Source organism: Streptomyces sp. NPDC090741, assembly GCF_044769045.1.
Taxonomy (GTDB): Bacteria; Actinomycetota; Actinomycetes; order Streptomycetales; family Streptomycetaceae; genus Streptomyces.
Map to the genome: position 1 here is coordinate 66,843 of NZ_JBIVXF010000024.1, position 15,123 is coordinate 81,965.

Sequence of the window (15,123 nt, forward strand, 5' to 3'; positions counted from 1 at the left end):
TCAGTTCGGGAACCTAGAGCCCGGCCGCTTGTCCGATCTCGACGACGTTCATCGTCGGCTGGAGCGGCGACGGCTTCCATCCGGTCGCTTCCTGTCGACCACGATCGCGCCGCTCAACCCGGCCCTCACATCGCGGTCGCCGATGGCGCCCGCCGACGCGGTTGTCTCTACCGCGGCCGGCCCACCGTCCCAGTCGCTGTTCATGGAGGGCAGCCGGAATACGCCAGAAACGTGCCGTAGGCCGCTGTGATCAACCCCGACGGCGAGCGGCGGGGTCGCGCTCAGCGACGTGCCGGGCAACCGCGTCGACGCCGGGGCGAGAGTAGCGTTCCAGGGACCGTACGGAGGCGTGGCGGGAGCGGGCCAGCAGCATCGGTGTGGACGCGCCGTTCTCCGCGTCGTGCGTCAACGCACCGTGCCTGAGCCGGTGCAATGTCCATCCCTCCAGGTCCTCGACGTCCTCGGGCCGGGCGAGCGGGTTCGCCAGCAGCCGGGTGGACTCCTCGAAGATCTCCTCCGCCCGGCGGTAGGAGAGCCGGGCCCGGCTGGTCTCCTCGCACACGTCCAGCGTCGCGGCGCGCCGAGGCGGGGGAGCGGCACGGCGGCCGCCTGCCCGAACCCATGCGCGCCGTCCTGGACGAGGCCGCGAACATTTGCAAGATCGCCGACCTTCCCGACCTGTTCAGCCACCTCGGCAGCCGTGGGATCAACCCCTTCGTGATCCTCCAGAGCTACCGGCAAGGGGTGAAAAGCTGGGGCGAGGTGGGCATGGACGTAGAGGCCATCACCCGTGTTCACCGCAGACGCTGCGAGCCGGGCAATTCCCTGCAGGACCGCCAGTAGATCATCGTCGGTCATATCGTCCCCGTCTTCGGACCTGAGTCGTGTGGTCCAGCGACCTGCAAGCTCTTCCAGCTCGGCGGAGGTCGCGTTGGCCAGTGCTCGGGTCAGCCGCTGCGGCAGAGCAAATACCTCAACGCCATCATTCAAGGGTGCAGTGACCCACTCCGGCCACGGCCGCCACGCATAGATCTGCTCAAGAGGCGGGGCCTCGGCCGAAGGCTCCTCGAAGTACATACCCCACTCGGCGATGGCAGTGTCCGGCTCAATGAAATGGCAGGTCACGGACTCAAAGGCCTCACCAGGTCCCCGCAGGCGCGTCGCAGCGGCGGTCTCGTCGTCGGGGGCGAGGAAGATCACCATGTCGTGGGCCATCTCAGCATGATGGCAGCCCGCCGAACCGACGCCGGTGACAACTATCTCGACCAGTCACATCCCGCGACGGCCGCCACTCAGACTTCAATGAGATCACTCAACCTTCAATGCGACAGGACAGCTGCTCCAGATCTCGTGGACCCGACCCTACGAGGCCATGGCCCAGCTGCCCTCCGACACCGGGGCGACCAGGCACCGCCGCGCCTTGATCAGACTCTCCTGCGCGCTGGCCCGCCAGGGCGCAGGTGGTGCAGACCTGGCGGCGCTGCGGCGTCGAGCGGCGTCTCGGCGGTGGGAGGAAGCTGCGTGAGCGATGGCCGGCACGACCAGCGGCAGAGATTCTCCGGCGCGGCAGCATGACGGCGTGAGCGTTCCAGCCACCGCCGACGGCCCGGTGCCGCACGTACCGATCGGGCTCGTCACGCCAGATGGCCAGCATCTTCAAGTACGCCTCTTCGAGCGGCAGCAGATCGAGCTCGACAGCGGCTGTCGGGTCTGGCGGTACAAGATCGCGGCCCCAATGTGGCAGGCGGCCGCCGACGGCGGCGTGGAGGCCGTCGGCTTCACCACATGGGTGACCGCCGACGTCCTTCGCCCGTACCGATGCGTTGCCTACAACACGATTCCATCCCACCGCGTACCGACGCTGCCGCCGGAGCCCGAGACGTGGGGGTGGGTACTCCGCCCCGTTCTCGGCCAGCGAGGCCGGGCGGTCGTCCACGAGAGCAACTGCCGCCACGCGGAGCGAGCCGGCGCGGAACTGCAGACCGAAGAGGCCCTGAACGCACTCATGCTGTCCGGAGTCGACGCATGCCACGACTGCGACGCGGCCGCAGTCCTCATCCCCGCATTGCAGCTGGGAGAGGGACACGGCTGAGGACGGTCCCACAGGACGCCCGGCGTCGCCGTCGTGGGCGAGCCGGGCACACTGATCGGGGCAGTGGAGACCCGGGCAGGGCTCCGCGCGCCCAGGTGGCGTTTCTGCCCTTCGTCATCGCCTGAATCGTTGGCGGGAGGCGCACAGCGTGTTGCGCGCCTCCCGCCGACCGGCCGACCGGTTCACGGTGTGACCTGCGCGGACCCACGCCGACTTAGCGGGGGTGCGTCTAGGGGCTTGAGGAACATCGGAACGGAAACTGGCGCTAAGCCCGTATCTCCGCTGGTCGGCGCTGCCGGACCGTCGGTGTCGAGGCGGTCGTGAACTCTTCCCACAGATAACGCCCTATTATCTGCGGTATTGCAGAGCGCGACCTGCGGCGACCTCCTCCGCACACCGCGTGAAGCGGACCTGTTATCTGCGGCAAGGGAGAAGCGGTGCCGACCGTCGTTCAGCTGCCGGCCGGGAAGGCGGTGACCATCCGGACGGCGGCCGACCTATTCCTCAACTCGCTCGGCAACCCGAACACCGTCCGGAACTACGGCATCGCCGTCGCGAAGACCGCCGAGCGCCTGGGAGAAGGCCGGCCGTTCGCCTCGGTGGAGGACGACGAGATTGGCGAGGCACTGGAGCTGTTGTGGGGCAGCTCGGCGGTGAACACCTGGAACGCCCGCCGCGGCGCAGTGCTGTCCTGGACCGGCTGGTGCGCAGAGCGCGGGTACGACGGGCCGGCGGTCCCAGCATGGGTGAAGCGGCTGCCGCCGCCGGACTCGGACACTCGGGTGCACTCGAAGTTGGCGATCGAACGGCTGATGGCCCGCCGGGATGTCCACCTGCGGGAGAAGACGCTGTGGCGGATGCTCTACGAGACGTGCGCCCGCTCGGAGGAGGTCTTGGGCGTCAACATCGAGGACCTTGACTTGGCCGGCCGGCGCTGCCCGGTGAAGGCGAAGGGCGCCCAGCCGAAGGTCCGCCGCCGCGGCGGCGCCCGAGAGGACTACGTGCTGGAGGTGGTGTACTGGGACGCTGGGACCGCACGGCTGCTGCCCCGGCTGCTCAAGGGCCGCACCCGCGGGCCCGTGTTCGTCACTCACCGCCGTCCCGGCCCCGGCAAGGTGGTCAGCCCGCGCGACGTCTGCCCGGACACCGGGCTCGCCCGTCTCTCCTACGGGCAGGCCCGTGCGCTGCTTGATGAGCACACCGCGGTGCCCGGGCCGGGCACCGGCTGGGACCTGCACGAGTACCGCCATTCCGGCCTGACCCACCTTGGTGAGGCCGGCGCTAGCCTGCTGATGCTGATGGCGAAGTCAAGGCACAAGAAGACGGAGAACGTCCGCCGCTACTTCAAGCCGTCCCCGGAGGCGATCGCAGAGGTCACCAGCCTGCTCGCGCCCGGCAACAGCAGGCGCTGAAGCTCGCTCGGCCTGTCCCGAAACCGCATGCGCTCGGACGCCTGCGGCTCACTGGAGCACGACCGTGACGCCGCACCGTTCGAGGAGCCGCACGATGTCCCCGAAGTAGGAGAGCCCGTCCTCTGGATCCTCCACAACGTCCGCCAGCGCGCGGCGTGCGACCTCGGAGTCGTGCCAGGTCAAGGTGAAGGGAGGGGCCACTCCGAATCCACCGCCCAGGCAGTCCTTGAAGGCGTTCCACTCCCGCCCGTAGTAGCGGCCGGGCCCGAGCAGGGCCTCGGCAATCGCGCAGTGCAGCCCAGGAACATCCGTGACGAACCGGCCGTCGAGATGGTACTCACCACCGGACCGATCCGGCCGGGGCGCGGGCACCCGCCAGGCGCGGGTGGCGAGGTCCAACCACGCTGCCCTGCCCTGCGAGTCGTACGGAGCCCACATGTTGGGCTGTGCCGGCGGGCCCTGATACCACTCCGCCCAGATCGGGCGGGCCGCCAACGATGGCCGATCGTCTCCACCATCGGTGAGGGTGATGTCGACGAGCGTGCCTCCGAGCACGGACGGTCGCGCTCCAGTGATGGCCAGACCCACGGTGCGGGAGGCCATCACGGCACCATGGCGATCCAGCACCAGGAGGTAGGCCCAGTCCCGCTCCGACCGACGAGGGCGCCGCAGCGCCGCGAGCAGGGGCTCCGCAGGCTCGCAGCCGATCAGCTCCATTGGTACGGGGGCGGGGTCCACTCGCGCCTTGAACAGGCCGTCCACGCCAGAGCAGCGGCCTGCGCTTGCCGCAGTGGTCGTCGTTCCGGCGAAGAGCTCGAAGCGCGGAGCCGTGGGCAGTTCGAAGAAGCTCTCCTCGCTCCTGACGCCGGCGCCAAGCACGATGTCGTGCCGTGCTGGGTCGTCCGGGTGTGGCAGATGAGCCACCACGACCGCATCGACGAGAGTCCACCACTGCACGGGCTTCTCGTCGTCCCAGACCTCGACGCACACGTCGCCCAGACTCCATAGCGAGACGTCGGGCTCGGCCAGGACCTCGCTCAGGAGACCGTCGGGGCGGCATCCACGGAGGGTGAGGACCTCCCGTGACGGCGGGACGGGGTCGACGAACAACCCTTCAACACCCGCGCACCTCCCCCAGAGCTGTTCCACGCCATCTTCGTCCTCCTGAACCAGGAGGTACTTCACCGGAAAACCCCGGCCCCACCTGGCGTGATCTGCGACGCGCACCCAACCCCCGAACATGCGAGCAACCTTCGCACCTACGATACGGACCCGCCTGGCCCGGGAGGACGGAGGACGGCTACTCGCCCTCAATCACCTCTCGTCGACGGCGCTCAGATCGCGCAGGGGCCGCAGGCCACCGGGCAGCTCCGGTAGTTGGAAGGAGTACCGGCCGAGCATGTTGACGTGGTGCCGCACGAATGGGGAGAGGCGGGCCACGTCTCGGTCGCGGACATCGAAGCCGTCGGCTCGGAGCCGAGCGACAGCAGCGTCCATGTAGCGGGTGTTGAAGAGCACCAAGGCATTGAGGACCAGGCCGAGCGCGCCGATCTGGTCCTCCATGCCGTCCTGGTAGTTCTGGTAGAGCTGCCCGGCCCGGCCGTGGAAGATCTTCCGGGCGAGCGCGTGACGGCCCTCCTGCAGGTTGGCCTGGGTCTTGATCTGCCGCCGGTAGCCGGGTTCGTCGGCCAGGCGCAGGATGTGCAGCGTCTTGGCGATCCGCCCGTAGTGGGCGATCGCATCGCCCAGCGGGGTGGGCCGGCCGTCGCGCGACAGCATCCGGATCACGTCGTAGGCCCGCACCGCGCCGGTGTGGATGGAGCCGATGATCCGCAGAATGTCCTCCCAGTGCCGCTCGATCCGCACCAGGTCGACCCGGCCCCGGGCCGCGTCCTGGAAGGCGCCGTAGTCGGCCGCTCGGTCGATCCGCCACATCTTCTGGTCCGGCAGGTCTGCCAGCTGCGGCGCGTACGTGAACCCGGCCAGGGTGAGCAGGCCAAACACGATGTCGCTGTAACTCGCGGTGTCGGTGACGATCATCTCTGGACGGCGCCCACCGTCGCGGTCGTAGAGGACGTCCAAGACGTACAGCGAGTCACGCGGGGTACCGGCCACCACCTTGCCGCCGAGCCCGGCCGCCTGGTCGTTGATCATGTTGAGCCAGGTCGCCCCGCCCCGGCGGCCGAAGTACTTCGGGTTCGGCCGCGCGTACACCGACGGCACCGGCACCACGAACCGCATCCCGTCCACCGAGGCGACCAGGCCCCCGCCCCACGCCTGCGCGAGCGGGATTGACGCCTGGGCGCCGATCAGCGCGGCGTTCGCGGCCCGGTAGGTCTCCAGCCGCAGGTAGGTCTGGTCGACGTGGGAGAGCCGGCCGTACTTCAACGCGTCCAGGCCGCCGATGACAGGGGTGTAGCCGACGTTGCAGCCGTGCGCGACCAGCAGCGCGGCGATCGTGACGTGCAGGTCCCTCAGCCTCGCCTCGCCCCCGGTGACCGAGGTGAACGCCTGGTCGGCGCCGGTCCAAGAGAACACCTCCAGCAGCACTTCGGGCAGGTCGACCCTGGGCAGCATCGCGTTCACCGCCGCTCGCAGCTCCAGCAGCGATACCGGTTCGGGCTCCGGCTCCAGCGCGGCAAAGTGCAGCCGCCCGGCGTCGTCGAAGACGATCTGCGCGTTCGTCGGCAGCCGGGAGGCGACCTCCTGGTACGTGCCGTCCAGCAGAGCGGCCCGCGCCGCCAGGTGCTCGCCCGCTCCCTCGGGCAGGCCCAGGGAGGCCAGCACTGTCGGCTTGGCCTGCTCCCATGCCTCCCCAGCCAGTAGTTTCGCCCGCGGGTCGCCCCACTTTGAGGAGTTCTTCGCGAACACCTCCTTGCGCCGCAGCATCCGGTGGACCTGCTCCAGCACGCAGAAGGTGTACGCCTTCCCCCCCCCCCCCCCCCCCCGGTTCCTGATGCGGAGCAGAGAGCACCAGTCGACGCCACGAACCGACCAGCAGGCCGGTGTCGATCTCGGCATGGCCCACCTTCTTGCGGCCCATCAGGTCCGGCAGCGACTTCAACGCCTTCAGCACCGGCAACCCCTCCGGCGTCGCGCCGAAGTCCACCACCTCCACCAACAGCTTCAGGAATGGCCTCACGGTGCTGAACCGGGTGACCAGCATCGCCCGCCACGCCTCGTCCGCGTCCGAGTCCAGCGGCGGCGTCAACTCGAACAGCGCGGAGATCGCCGCGGCCAGCTCCTTGCGCGGAATGACCGCCTCAATTTGCTCCCACATGGCGTCCAACGTGGCCACCTTCGGCGGGCTGACCTCCCCGGTGTCGGTGTCGACCTGCTCGGAGGTGGTGTCAAACACGACCTGGAAGGCGGTGGCCAGCTTCGCGCCGGCCCGCTCGACCTTCGGAAGGGTCTTCAGTTTCTCCTTCGCCGTGTCGCGCTCCGCGCGGGCCAGCAGTTTGGTGGCGACCAGTACCTCCAGCAGGTCCAGGGCGTCATCGACCGCGCGGGTCGTCAGATACACCGAAGTGGACAACAGCGTGGCAAGACGCCGGGAATCGCCGTGCCGCCGCAGCAGCGTCGCCTTGCCGTCCACGCCGTACCGCGACAGCTCCGCCAGCCGCCGGGGCGGAATCCCGGACACATCCAGCTCGCCCATGCCCAGGTCAGCAATCTCCCGCGCCCGCTCCAGCGACCACTTCATCTGCGGCCCCGACACCCGCACCGGTCCGCGCCGCAACCGGTCCAGCTCCGAGACGCGCTGACCGGACGGCACGACCAGCAGCGAGTCCAGCACCGCCCGCTGGCCGGTGTTCAGCAGCCCGTACAGGGTGTCCCACAGCCGCTGGTTCGCCGCCTCCCTCACGGACGCCACCAGCCGGGCCAGCGTCGTCACTCCCGGCAGCAGCACTCGCCGCTCGCGCAGCCACCCCACCGCCGCGTCGAACAGCGCCTTCGGCCCCTCGCCCGTCGTCCAGGCCCGCGCGTCCACCCACGCCCGTAGCTCCGCCTCCATCTCGGCGAACTCCCGGTACTCCAAGAGCCGGCGCAGCTCCCACATGTGCTCGAACCGGGTCTTCTCTCGCTCGCCGTACGCCTTCAGCACCGAGGAGTCGGCGATGTCCAGCTGGTCCGCGAGGTAGTCCACGACCTCCGCCGGCACGTCGGCCGCGTCGTCCAGGAACACCCCCAGGAACCGCACGGTGGTCAGCTGCACCGCGAAGCCGAGCCGGTTGTGGGCCCGCCTCTTGGACTCGATCAGCTCCCGGTCCGCGTCATCCAGGAAGAAGAAACGCTCCAGCTCGGAGCGGGGCGGCGCCCCGCGAAACGCCGCGTACCCAGCGGCCTGCTCATCCGTCAGAAACTCGACCGGCACCCCGGACCTCCAAACAGTCGATCAATACGACTGCCGAAGGTTCTGGCACCACAGAACCCCAGGTCAAAGCCCTCTGGGCGGCCGACGGGGCTTAACGCCAGTTTCCGTTCCGATGTTCCTCAAGCCCCGGGTCCAGCCAAGGTGAGCCCAAAAGGGGCAGTGGGACCTGACGGCCGCTACGGCCGATGTCCGCGTGGTCTCCTACCGCACCCACCATGACCGCACCGCAGCTCCCAAAGGGGGGAGGCGCGGTGTGGCGGCCAGAGTGTTCCACCCCGGCGTGTGCCAATGATCAGATGACCAGAACGTCCCCCTTCACCCGACTCCGCCGGAACGCGTCCCGGCATGCCGCGCGACGCCGCCTGAGGAACCGGCGTCGTAGCGCCGCAGGCATGGGATCCGAAGGCGGCCCGTCCTCCCGTCTCTCCCTGCTGCTCCTGAGCCTGCCAGGGTTGGCAGCCGTGGCCGCCCTGCTCTTCACCTGGCTCCAGGTGAGCCAGACCAGCAAGGAACTGCGGATCTCCGAGGAGGGCCAGATCACCAACCGCTTCAACGCGGCCATCGGCAACCTGGGATCGGGCTCCATTGACGTGCGGCTGGGCGGGATCTACGCCCTGGAGCGCATCATGAACGACTCTCCTCGCGACCAGGCCACCGTTGTGTCGGTGCTGTCCGCGTACGTCCGCCGTCACGCCCCAATTCCCATAGCCGCGCCGATGGCCGACATCAGCGCGGCGATGAACGTGCTGGTGCGGCGGCGCCCGGAGAGCGACCAGGGGTTGGAACTGGACCTGAGCCGCACCGATCTACGGGGCTGGAAGCCCGCCCATCCGTACGAAGAGGGGGCCATCCACCTGCAGGGAACGATTTTCACGGGGGCAGACCTCAGCGATGCGCAGCTCGGCGGCGCGGATCTCTCGGAAGCGAACCTGGAGAAGGCGAACCTCAGCCGGGCAGATCTTTCCGGGGCGACTCTCACTGGGGCCGTCTTCGAGGAGGCGCAGCTGCGGGACACGGGATTCACCGGGGCCGACCTCACCGATGCGGTCGTCTGTAGTTGGGTCATCAGGTGCCCGGACTTGACGGGGTCAAGGTTTGCGGGTGCAGACCTGACCCGTGCCGGCTTTGTAGGGGCGGATCTCAGGAAGGCGACGATGTGCTCGGAAGTATTCCTGGCCCCGGTCGGAGGCACCAAGGAGGCGGAGGCCGGGCGTATGTGTGCCACTCTGCGGGGTGTGCAGCTCAGCGATGCGAAACTCTCGGAAGTGGACCTGGCGCGCGCGGATCTGTCTGGGGCGGACCTCACCGATGCCGACCTGTCGAAGGCCGACCTCACCGATGCGAATCTCACCGGCGCCATCCTTACAGGTACGAAGCTCAGCGGCGCCACGCTCAAGGGAGCACGCGGCCTCCCGCCGTCCCTCCGGTAAGCCAACCTGCGTCGCAGAACCGGCTCGGACGCCCCACTAGGACCTCAGCGTCATCGTGACCAGTGCCCGCGTAGGCGCGATTCGGTCAGGCCCTCAGTGGTAGATCCGCAAGAGCAGCGGCTCAGACCTTCAAGATCATTCCACTGCCCCTTTTGGGCTCACCTTGGCTGGACCCCCTGGAGGAGCTGATCGCCGCCCGCCACGGCGTCGACGCAGCGGAAGAATGGACCCATTGACCCCAACGGGTCTAACCGCTGCTGAGCTCGTCGTCGTCCTCGGGGTGTGACCGAGATACGCGCCAAAGGGGCAACGAGAACCTCCACCCCGGCCCGTCGCGATCCCGCATTTACGCGGGATCGAATCCCATCGCGGAACGCGGGAGAGCGAACCGGGCGCGGGGAGGCAGGCTTTCAGGATCAGCACGGTCCGCCGCCTCGCGCCCACCCCACCACAGGACGCATCCGGCGGTCTCTTCCCGCAGTCCGGGGGAATGCTCTCAGGCCGGGCTGGCCCGGAGCCCAAATGCACTCCTCAGGCTGCGGTGATGCAATGGAAGTTGAGGGATTTCGTTCGCCTCCAAGGCCGCACCGGACTCCGGCGGTACATCCACTCATTTGCTGTGCGGCTCGTTCAACGGATCGGAGCAGCCCATGGGCGCGATCTACGACGACAGGAGAATGGTTTGTGGCTGGTACCGCTCCGGTTCTGTGTATGACTCATCCGAATCGAAAGTCGGCTCGGTAGATGCCTCTGGACGCGTCTACGACACGTTGGGGATCATCAGGGGGAGGGTCAACGAGCACGGCAGGGTCTGGGATGAGAAGGGACTCGAAGCCGGCAAGGTGGGCGAAAACGAGAAGAAGGTCTACACCAAGGGCAGCGTGTTCCTGGCGGGGCTTCATTCTGAGCCGGACACCGATTACAGCCCGTACGAGCCGAACCTGATACAGGACGGTCACCGAGCAGGAGCGGGCCTCCTACTGCTCCTCGGGGCTGCGGAGAAAGCACGCGCGGCTGGCTGGACGTGCTGACCGAGCGTCCGTTCTCGCGCACCGTTCCCCGAGAGGGAACACCTGGGGGCTTCGTTCACCGAGAACAGCCCCGCCACAAGGCGCGTGAAGTGTACAGTTCTGTACATGAGTGACACTCTGCCGATCACCGAGGCGCGGGCGAAGTTCGGATCCCTGGTCCGCCGCACGTCCAACGCCCGCGAACGCATCACGATCACCGACCACGGCCAGCCGGCGGCCGTGCTCATCAACCCCCAGGAACTGGCCGACCTCGAGGACGCCCTGGCCCTGGCCAGGTACCGCGAACGCCAGTCCGCCGGGACCGCAACGGCTACGCCCCACGATGACGTCCGTGCCCGGCTCGGCCTGGAGAACGTGTGACCTACGAGATCGTCTGGGACGAGCCCGCCATCGACGCGGCCGCCCGGTTCCTCAAGGACGACGCCGACGGGCTGCGCCAGCTGATGGACGCCGTCGACCTGCTCGCCGACCAGCCCCGACCCGAAGGCAGCACCCCGTACGGCTCCCCGGACCTGCGCCGGATGCACGTCGGGCGCTACCGGGTCATGTACGAGATCACCGAGGCAACCATCACCATCGTGGTCATCCACGTCGGCCGCCTCGGCTGACGCCCCCGAGAGCGCACCCGAAGGGCCAGGCCGACTCACGGTCTGGCCCCTCGCGTTCCGCGCCCGGACCCGTTGGACCCAACAGGTCCGACAGGGTCAGACCTGGTCGACACCGGCGGAGCGCGCACGCACCTAGAATCGAACGCGTGAACGAAAGTCTTGCGGAGAGGATCACCCGGTACCGCGCGGTGGAGTCCTGGCTCGTGCACCAGCTCGGGCGGATCCGTGAGGACCTGGCCCGCCTGGAGATCGAGGAGGCCGCGCTCCGGGCCCGCAGGCCCGCACTGCCGCCTCCGGACTGGGTGATCGAGACGATCCGCACCGGGCGCGGGCCCCAGCCGTTCCGAGTCCATCGCGGCGACTGCCCGCAGGGGAAGGGCAAGCCCGTCAGCCGCGACGAAGCACGCCGGCTCCTGGCGGGCGGGACCGAGTCCTGCCCGTTCTGCGGACCGGCCATCGAGCTCCAGGTGGACGGCGCCGCCTGAGGCCGCAACGGCTGTCCCCCTTCGGGTGGCCGCCGCCGCCGTAAGAAACGGTCCCGCCCCGGCCTGCGCGGCACGATGCAGGTCATGGAGACCTTCGAGCAGGAGCAGCGTCGCCACGGTTCTCCTTGCCACAGATAACAGGCCAGTTATCTGTGGCTTCCGCTCGTGACTCACCCGAGTAATTACCGGGTTGGAAATTGAGCCCTATTGGATCTTTCGTGCCAAACCAGGAGGTAGGGCCGAAGTGGTCGCGTAGGCCAAGCCGACTGGACAGACTGAACCCCATCACTGGGGCACGCAGCTCTTACCTGTTCAGAGCTACGTGCGACCGTCCCTGCCCAAAACGCACCCAGGGGTCCGGGTGCACCTTTGTTGTCCGCCGCACCATGAACGGAGCACGGCACGCCAGGGCCCCCGCTGTGGCGTGCCCTGCATCCCGCATGTACGAAGTTCTCCGCGCCGCCCTGCCCGAATTCTTTGGCAGCCTCGGCGCCGCCACGGTCTGTGCCGCCAGCGCCTGGCTCCTTCGTAAGACGGCCAACCGGCGACTCCGTGACGAGTCTCCCGCTGACGGAAACGATCAGACCTAGCCACCGACGGCGGGCGCGGCGGAACTGGCGCCGTACCTAGCACCCCGTCGAGGAGACCCCTGTTTGGTGCCCCACGCGACGCCTCCCTGTGGGGCACCGAGCACACCCTGACGCTGGTTGGTGGCGCAGGGCGGCGACAAAATGGCGCACCGGTAACGCACCGCGCCGCTACCGTTCCGTCATGACGACGACGCCCCGCCCGCGCTTCTCCGTCCGCGCCGGCCTCATGGCCGCCCCCGATCACGACGGTCCCTTCGACGGCGTGCCGGAGCACCTGCAGCTGCCGTTGCAGGAGTGGGTGGCGTACGCGCTGGACGCCGAGGGCCTGGTCGACTATGTCGACGAGGATGGCGTAGAGCGCACCCTCTGCCTCCGGCTGCGCATAGCCACGGTTGATGATCCAAACCGGGGTGGGTCGAAGTACCACCGCGCTCTGTGCACAGCCGTCGGCTCCCAGCTGCTCGACGTGGTCGATGCGGTTCTCGCCTACAAGGCCGAGCGCGGGGTATGCGATCAGGCTGACATACGTCTCCTCACCGACATCCTGGACGCGGCAGGGTCCGCCTACCGTGTCGCCGAGGCCTGGGACAGTTTGGAAGAACGCGTCACCCCCGCCGTTCGCAACGCTGTCCGCCAGACGATCGCGGGCGCGGCGGCTGTGTCCGCCGCCGGGTCGGCCGCCGACCACCTGGCTAGTGCGTGGCAGGCGGCGTACGGGCGTAGCCCAGACCCAGTGCGGGCGTACAGCGAGTCCATCAAGGCGGCCGAGTCCGCCGCTCACGCTGTCATCCAGCCGAACAACGCGAAGGCCACCCTCGGCACGATGCTGGGCGAGATCAAGAACGCTCGGCACAAGTTCGCCACCGCGCTATGCGCTCCGGTCGGCAACGACCCGATCGCGCCGGCGGAGGCGATGATGCGGGCGCTGTGGGACGGGCAGACCTCTCGCCACGGCGCCCAGAGCCCGACCGTGCCCGAGACCCTGGAAGCTGCCCGGGCCGGTGTTCACATCGCCGCCGCCTTGGTGCAGTGGTTCATCTCGGGAGCCGTGGTTCGCAACTCTTGAAAGGCAGTTCGGCAAGACGTCAGGCGCCCGGCCGTCTGCAACGACCCGTGAAACACGGTCGCTGCAGGTGGGCGGCACGCCAAGCAGATGCTTCACGTGTGACCACTCATGAAACAAGCCGTCGCGAGGGGGCTGCCTACCCCGCAAGGTGGCCGCCCCCTCCCGTGCACGGAGTACGAGACTTCTCGCGTCAGGGGGTGGGCAGGACCTCTCGAATGCCGGGGTCGGTGAGGTCGGTCAGTGCGATGGCGGGGAAGTCAGCGGGGACGAGGACCAGGTCGCCGTCGCGCTCAAATTTGAACCCGTCTTGCAGGATCCGGGTGCCCATCTCGCTCTTGTGCTTCTGCTGGGTCACCAGGACGCCGCTCATGGAGCCATCCTTGCCCGGCCCCGACATCGTCCCTCGCCAGCGCACGGGCTTGCCGGCCTCACCTGCGAGCTTGGCTTTGGCGCTTCCGCCGGGGAGGTTGACCACCAACACGCCGGTCCAGATGATCCAACCTTCGACGCTGCTGATGAGCGTGCCGCGCTCGATCCACCCGAAGTAGTCCGGCTTGACGGTGACCTGAACGTTCTCGCCGGTCTGCGTCGTCTTCCCCCAGGAGTACTGGTAGGAGGCGGTGATGGACGCCTGGAAGATGCCGTTCAGGGTCACACCGCCGGTCCCGGAGACACCGAGGCTGTGCTGGTAGGAAACCGAGTCTGACCAGTTCATGCCGTACTGGGCGTCAGCCGGGCCTGGGTTGAAGACCTTGTTGGGACTGACCTGGTGCTGCGGGCTATAGGTGAACCACTGCTTGTCCGGCCGTACGGCCACGACGCCCTTGCCGCCGTCGGCCATCCACTCGGCGTAGGGGGCCTTGGCCGGGTCGATGACGGGGAAGCTCTCCCAACTCTCAGGGTCGAGGCCACGCTCCTTCATCTCTTCGTTGTAGGAGGTGAGGTTCGCCGTGTGAGACTTCGGCGGCGGAGGCAGCTGGTTGGCCACAGGTACTCCTTCTCTGGAGGCAGGCGTCATCGCCGGGGCGCGCCCAGGGCTCCTGAAACCTGCAGCCGGGACGGGTGGCGACGCTCGCGTCCCGGCATATCGCTCACCACCCACAACCACCATGGCTGAATGCCCGGCATCACTCGCACAGGCGAAGAGGTATCGCTTCTTCGTCCGAGTCGCCTGGTACTCCGGGAGACGGGCCACTCCGCTTCGCGCCCGAGGAACACAGCCCCGCGACCGTTCCGATCCCCCCTGAGCGCCGCCCTGCCGCGCGGCCACGTCCGACGTTCCCGTCGTCCTCACGACGGCCGCCCGTGCGCTGCCCGTGCTCGTGCTCGGCGCCATCGCGCTCGTCCTGGTCGACCCCGCCGACGTGCCGAGCATGCCCCGCGCCGTGATGCCCAGGGTGGCGCCGCGTGCGTTGGGACGGGACCGCCATCGACGCCGCCCACCACCACCTATGAAACGGGACTGGCGTGCGTAAACGCCGAGCAGGGGCGCCCCAGGAGGGGTGCACGAGGTGGCGGGTCCGGTGCGCGCTACGAAGGGTCGAGGCACCCCCCGTGCGGCGCGTGCCCGACGGGCGCCGGCCGTGGGCGCGGAGGCGCGAGCCGAACCCGCTTGCTCGGCTGCGTCGGCCGGTCCGAACAGAGGTCGTCCATGGCACTGAGAAGTGCCGCGACGGTCTCCCCAGCTACGGCCTGGGTCCGCTCGTCTTGGGCCAGCGACTCGGCAGCGAGGCGACCGCGATGGCGGCCTGGAGAACACCGACGGAGACATGAGCGGTGCGCGTGGCCGCGAGGGCGGTCTCGGCCTGCTCCGTGAAGGACAGGGTCGTATGCATGGTGCAGACCCTGGCCTCATCCCCGGCCGGGGCGGTTCCGACCCACCGGTCTCCGCCGATACGTCACCGAGTTCACGTACGCCCTCAGCCCTTTCCGCCTGCGGCTAAGACTTGTCCCGTAAATGATCTTCGAGTCGCCCTGGGCAGGGTCGGTCGCGGTGCGATCCGCTGGCCTATCCGGCGAGGGCGAGGTTGTACA

General features: G+C 68.6%; 12 protein-coding genes and 2 pseudogenes. 9 read left to right on the forward strand and 5 right to left on the reverse strand.

All coding sequences use genetic code 11. The features are described 5' to 3' along the window. Nucleotides 1-250: 250 nt before the first annotated feature. Nucleotides 251-562 (reverse strand): site-specific integrase, encoded by a 312-nt coding sequence (locus ACIQU4_RS39670; protein ID WP_403741953.1) that lies wholly within the window; start codon nt 560-562, stop codon nt 251-253. Nucleotides 563-591: 29 nt separating this feature from the next. Here ACIQU4_RS39670 and ACIQU4_RS39675 point away from each other — a divergent pair. The 3 genes and pseudogenes from ACIQU4_RS39675 to ACIQU4_RS39685 all read left to right on the forward strand — a co-directional run. After that, nucleotides 592-774, forward strand: a pseudogene (locus tag ACIQU4_RS39675) (TraM recognition domain-containing protein); the annotation flags it as partial. Between the two features lie 754 nt (nt 775-1,528). Then, the gene (locus tag ACIQU4_RS39680; protein ID WP_403741916.1) at nt 1,529-2,092 is read left to right on the forward strand and encodes a DUF6233 domain-containing protein; all 564 of its coding nucleotides are present in this window, start codon (nt 1,529-1,531) and stop codon (nt 2,090-2,092) included. Between the two features lie 437 nt (nt 2,093-2,529). Further along, nucleotides 2,530-3,504 carry a tyrosine-type recombinase/integrase gene (locus ACIQU4_RS39685; protein WP_403741918.1) on the forward strand — a complete coding sequence of 325 codons (975 nt, stop codon included), beginning with the start codon at nt 2,530-2,532 and terminating at the stop codon, nt 3,502-3,504. Nucleotides 3,505-3,552: 48 nt separating this feature from the next. Here ACIQU4_RS39685 and ACIQU4_RS39690 read toward each other — a convergent pair whose 3' ends face one another. Both ACIQU4_RS39690 and ACIQU4_RS39695 read right to left on the reverse strand, forming a co-directional pair. Beyond that, nucleotides 3,553-4,614, reverse strand: coding sequence for a barstar family protein (locus ACIQU4_RS39690; RefSeq protein WP_403741921.1), 1,062 nt, complete (start codon nt 4,612-4,614; stop codon nt 3,553-3,555). Nucleotides 4,615-4,818: 204 nt separating this feature from the next. Then, nucleotides 4,819-7,879 (reverse strand): annotated as a pseudogene (locus ACIQU4_RS39695) (Tn3 family transposase). A 392-nt stretch (nt 7,880-8,271) separates the two neighbouring features. Here ACIQU4_RS39695 and ACIQU4_RS39700 point away from each other — a divergent pair. The 6 genes from ACIQU4_RS39700 (at nt 8,272) to ACIQU4_RS39725 (ending at nt 13,089) form a co-directional block, all read left to right on the forward strand. Continuing rightward, nucleotides 8,272-9,309 carry a pentapeptide repeat-containing protein gene (locus ACIQU4_RS39700; RefSeq protein ID WP_403741923.1) on the forward strand — a complete coding sequence of 346 codons (1,038 nt, stop codon included), beginning with the start codon at nt 8,272-8,274 and terminating at the stop codon, nt 9,307-9,309. Nucleotides 9,310-9,959: 650 nt separating this feature from the next. After that, nucleotides 9,960-10,340, forward strand: a complete 381-nt coding sequence (locus ACIQU4_RS39705; RefSeq protein WP_403741927.1) for a hypothetical protein — start codon at nt 9,960-9,962, stop codon at nt 10,338-10,340. A 105-nt stretch (nt 10,341-10,445) separates the two neighbouring features. Beyond that, nucleotides 10,446-10,700, forward strand: a complete 255-nt coding sequence (locus ACIQU4_RS39710; protein WP_403741929.1) for a type II toxin-antitoxin system Phd/YefM family antitoxin — start codon at nt 10,446-10,448, stop codon at nt 10,698-10,700. Beyond that, nucleotides 10,697-10,948, forward strand: a complete 252-nt coding sequence (locus ACIQU4_RS39715; RefSeq protein WP_401530366.1) for a type II toxin-antitoxin system RelE/ParE family toxin — start codon at nt 10,697-10,699, stop codon at nt 10,946-10,948. Before ACIQU4_RS39710 ends, ACIQU4_RS39715 begins: the two co-directional genes overlap by 4 nt. 146 nt (nt 10,949-11,094) lie before the next feature. After that, complete coding sequence (locus ACIQU4_RS39720; RefSeq protein WP_403741933.1) at nt 11,095-11,433, forward strand: DUF6233 domain-containing protein; 339 nt, start codon at nt 11,095-11,097, stop codon at nt 11,431-11,433. 771 nt (nt 11,434-12,204) lie between these two features. Beyond that, complete coding sequence (locus tag ACIQU4_RS39725) at nt 12,205-13,089, forward strand: hypothetical protein (RefSeq protein ID WP_403741936.1); 885 nt, start codon at nt 12,205-12,207, stop codon at nt 13,087-13,089. A 190-nt stretch (nt 13,090-13,279) separates the two neighbouring features. Here ACIQU4_RS39725 and ACIQU4_RS39730 read toward each other — a convergent pair whose 3' ends face one another. Together ACIQU4_RS39730 and ACIQU4_RS39735 are read right to left on the reverse strand one after the other, a co-directional pair. After that, nucleotides 13,280-14,077, reverse strand: a complete 798-nt coding sequence (locus tag ACIQU4_RS39730; RefSeq protein WP_403741939.1) for a hypothetical protein — start codon at nt 14,075-14,077, stop codon at nt 13,280-13,282. Between the two features lie 697 nt (nt 14,078-14,774). Continuing rightward, entirely contained in the window at nt 14,775-14,924 is a 150-nt protein-coding gene (locus ACIQU4_RS39735; protein ID WP_403741942.1) for a hypothetical protein, read from the reverse strand. Nucleotides 14,925-15,123: the final 199 nt, after the last annotated feature.

Coding starts and splice junctions, on each gene's coding strand:
- ACIQU4_RS39680 (WP_403741916.1), top strand. CDS start 1,529: ATGGCCGGCACGACCAGCGGCAGAGATTCTCCGGCGCGGCAGCATGAC.
- ACIQU4_RS39705 (WP_403741927.1), top strand. CDS start 9,960: ATGGGCGCGATCTACGACGACAGGAGAATGGTTTGTGGCTGGTACCGC.
- ACIQU4_RS39700 (WP_403741923.1), top strand. CDS start 8,272: ATGGGATCCGAAGGCGGCCCGTCCTCCCGTCTCTCCCTGCTGCTCCTG.
- ACIQU4_RS39735 (WP_403741942.1), bottom strand. CDS start 14,924: ATGCATACGACCCTGTCCTTCACGGAGCAGGCCGAGACCGCCCTCGCG.
- ACIQU4_RS39710 (WP_403741929.1), top strand. CDS start 10,446: ATGAGTGACACTCTGCCGATCACCGAGGCGCGGGCGAAGTTCGGATCC.
- ACIQU4_RS39725 (WP_403741936.1), top strand. CDS start 12,205: ATGACGACGACGCCCCGCCCGCGCTTCTCCGTCCGCGCCGGCCTCATG.